This is a genomic window from Streptomyces sp. NPDC002573 (assembly GCF_042889625.1).
GTDB lineage: Bacteria > Actinomycetota > Actinomycetes > Streptomycetales > Streptomycetaceae > Streptomyces > Streptomyces gibsoniae.
Genome location: NZ_JBIARC010000229.1, coordinates 1 through 2,427 on the forward strand (window position 1 = coordinate 1; position 2,427 = coordinate 2,427).

The following is a 2,427-nucleotide window of genomic DNA, read 5'->3' on the forward strand; positions in this document are numbered from 1 at the left end:
TCGAACAGCCCATCGCCACCACTCATACCGAGATCATCCCGCATGAATGATCACGAACCGCAGACGGGTTGCCGGTTACTGAGACACGCTCCTAGAGGATCTTCTCGGTGCTGGAGCAGTAATTGCCGCCTTGCGTCAGTGCGGCAGGGACCGGCTTTCGCCGGAAGCAGCGGTGGCTGCGGCCGCCTTTCAGGCGGTCGGTGATGTCGCCGCCACTGTCACGACCTGCGCGGCTGGGCGGGAACTCGTGGACGGCGGGTATGCCGACGACGTCGCCATCGCGACGGAACCGGATGCCTGCAAGGTGGTTCCTGTGCTCATCAACGGAGCAGACGCATACGCATACGCATACGCAGACGCGGCAAGGTAGCGGTCGATGACGTTTCTTCTCCAGGGCGTGGTCTACCTGGCCACGGGCGAGCACGCCGGACGAGCTGCCGCGGACAGACTCGTACGACCTCCACCAGGCCCGCGAGGGCGCCCGCTGCCGGGCTCCCTGCCGCCGTGACGGGGGCGGTCCGGTCGCGGCAGCTGACCTGCGCAGGCTCGGTCAGCGCGGCCCCGGCAGCGCCAGGGTGATGGTGGACCAGTTCCGGCGGACAGGTCTCCGTAGGTGTCGCCGACGGCGAGAGCGTGCCGACGGTACTCGCTGGTGGCGCTTGCGCGGGCGGCGGAGCGGTACGCCGCGGCATCACGCGCAACGGCGACTACCGGCAAGATCACGATCTGTGGCCGGAGTATTGGTTCGCCTCGACGAGGTCAGGCAGGAATCGGCGGAGTTCCTCGGCGCCGATGGCACCGGCTCGACGGAGGAGCGAGGTTTCGCCGGTGAGGTCCACGATCGAAGACGGCACTGCGGCCGGCGTCGGTCCGTCGTCGAGGTAGACGGCGACACTGTCGCCGAGCATCTGCTGGGCGGCGTCGCAGTCCTGTGGTGAGGGGTGTCCGGTCAGGTTGGCGCTGGAGACGGCCATCGGTCCGGTACGGGCGAGCAGGTCGAGGGCGAGGGGGTGGGCGGGCATGCGAACCGCGACCGTGCCGTGGGTGTCGCCGAGGTCCCAGTTGAGTGTCGGCTGGTGGGTGGCGACGAGGGTGAGGGCGCCGGGCCAGAAGGCGTCCATGAGGGCGTATGCCTGCTCGGGCAGGCCGGTGACCAGGTCGTGGACGGCGTCGGCGGAGGCGATGAGGACGGGGGAGGGCATGTGGCGGCCGCGGCCCTTGGCCCGCAGGAGACGGGCGACGGCATCGGTGTTGAAGGCGTCTGCGCCGAGGCCGTAGACGGTGTCGGTGGGCAGAACCACGAGTTCGCCGCGTTCCACTGACGCTGCGGCCTGATGCAGCCCGGCTTCCCGCTGGGAGGTGTCGGAGCAGTCGTAGCGCCTGATCATGTGTCTCTCCGTCCGATGGTGGCGCTGATGTGTTGTTGCGATGCCCAACGATCGGGCATCGGGTGGGTTGCCGGGTGCGGGCGGCGGGTCAGGACGGTGATCCCGCCGGTACGTCTAGGCCGCGAGCGGCGACCAGCCGGGCGCCGCCGTCAGCGAGGCGATAGCACAGGCCGACCACCGCGGTCCTGCCGGTGGCGACGCGCTCGGCCAGGGTCCGGGAGCGGTCCAGCAATAGGTCCACGGTGTGGCGGACGTGTTCCTCCAGGATCGCGTCGGCCTTGTGATGGCCGGCGGCACGGGCCGCGAGCACGCTGGGGGTGACGCGTTCGACGACGTCGCGGACGTAGCCGGCCGGGGTCAGGCCGTCCTCGAGTGCGGCACGGGCCGCCGCGATCGCCCCGCACGAGTCGTGGCCGAGGACCACGACCAGCGGAGCGTCCAGCACGTCGGCCCCATACTCGATGCTGCCCAGCACTTCCGGCCCCATGACGTGGCCCGCAGTGCGCACGACGAACAGATCGCCCAGACCGCGATCGAAGATGATCTCAGCGGCCAGACGCGAGTCGGAGCAGCCGAACAGCACGGCGAACGGGCGCTGACCCGGGGCGGTCTCCGTGCGCCGCGCGGCGTCCTGGTTGGGATGCTCGGACGTGCCGGAGACGAACCGCTGGTTGCCCTCCAGCAGCAGCTCGAAGGCGTGGTGTGCGGTGATCACAGTATCGGTCATGGTCGTAGATTAGGTCGGCGCCGCGGTCCGCGCCGGTGGGGCAGCGGGATCGCCGGTCTGGATGCGTAACGCAGCCGCTCCCGGGCGGCGTCCTGCCCAGGAGCAGGTGTTCACCGGGCGCGCGGGGCTTCCGGTTGTCGTGGTCGGGGCCGGCCCGTACGGGCTGCCGGCGGCCGCACATCCGCGGGCCGCCGGGGTGCGGTGCGGATCTTCGGCGTGGTGACTCCTCCCCCTCGTGAACGAGGGGGCTTCTCGCTATGCCGGTGCGGCGTCGCGACGGACCAGCCCGGCCCGTAGAACGTTCAGGGCGCC

Annotated in this window: 2 protein-coding genes and 1 pseudogene; 1 reads left to right on the top strand and 2 read right to left on the bottom strand. The window is 70.5% G+C overall.

All coding sequences use genetic code 11. The features are described from left to right. Window positions 1–100: 100 nt before the first annotated feature. Window positions 101–370 (top strand): annotated as a pseudogene (locus tag ACFYX0_RS47460) (2-phosphosulfolactate phosphatase); the annotation flags it as partial. A gap of 349 nt (window positions 371–719) precedes the next feature. On the opposite strand, the gene ACFYX0_RS47465 reads toward ACFYX0_RS47460, so the two are convergent. After that, entirely contained in the window at window positions 720–1,388 is a 669-nt protein-coding gene (locus ACFYX0_RS47465; RefSeq protein ID WP_388981987.1) for an L-threonylcarbamoyladenylate synthase, read from the bottom strand. Window positions 1,389–1,476: 88 nt separating this feature from the next. Further along, a complete protein-coding gene (locus ACFYX0_RS47470) occupies window positions 1,477–2,115 on the bottom strand; it encodes a carbonic anhydrase (RefSeq protein WP_355917412.1) in 639 nt (212 codons plus the stop codon). Between the last annotated feature and the right edge of the window lie 312 nt (window positions 2,116–2,427).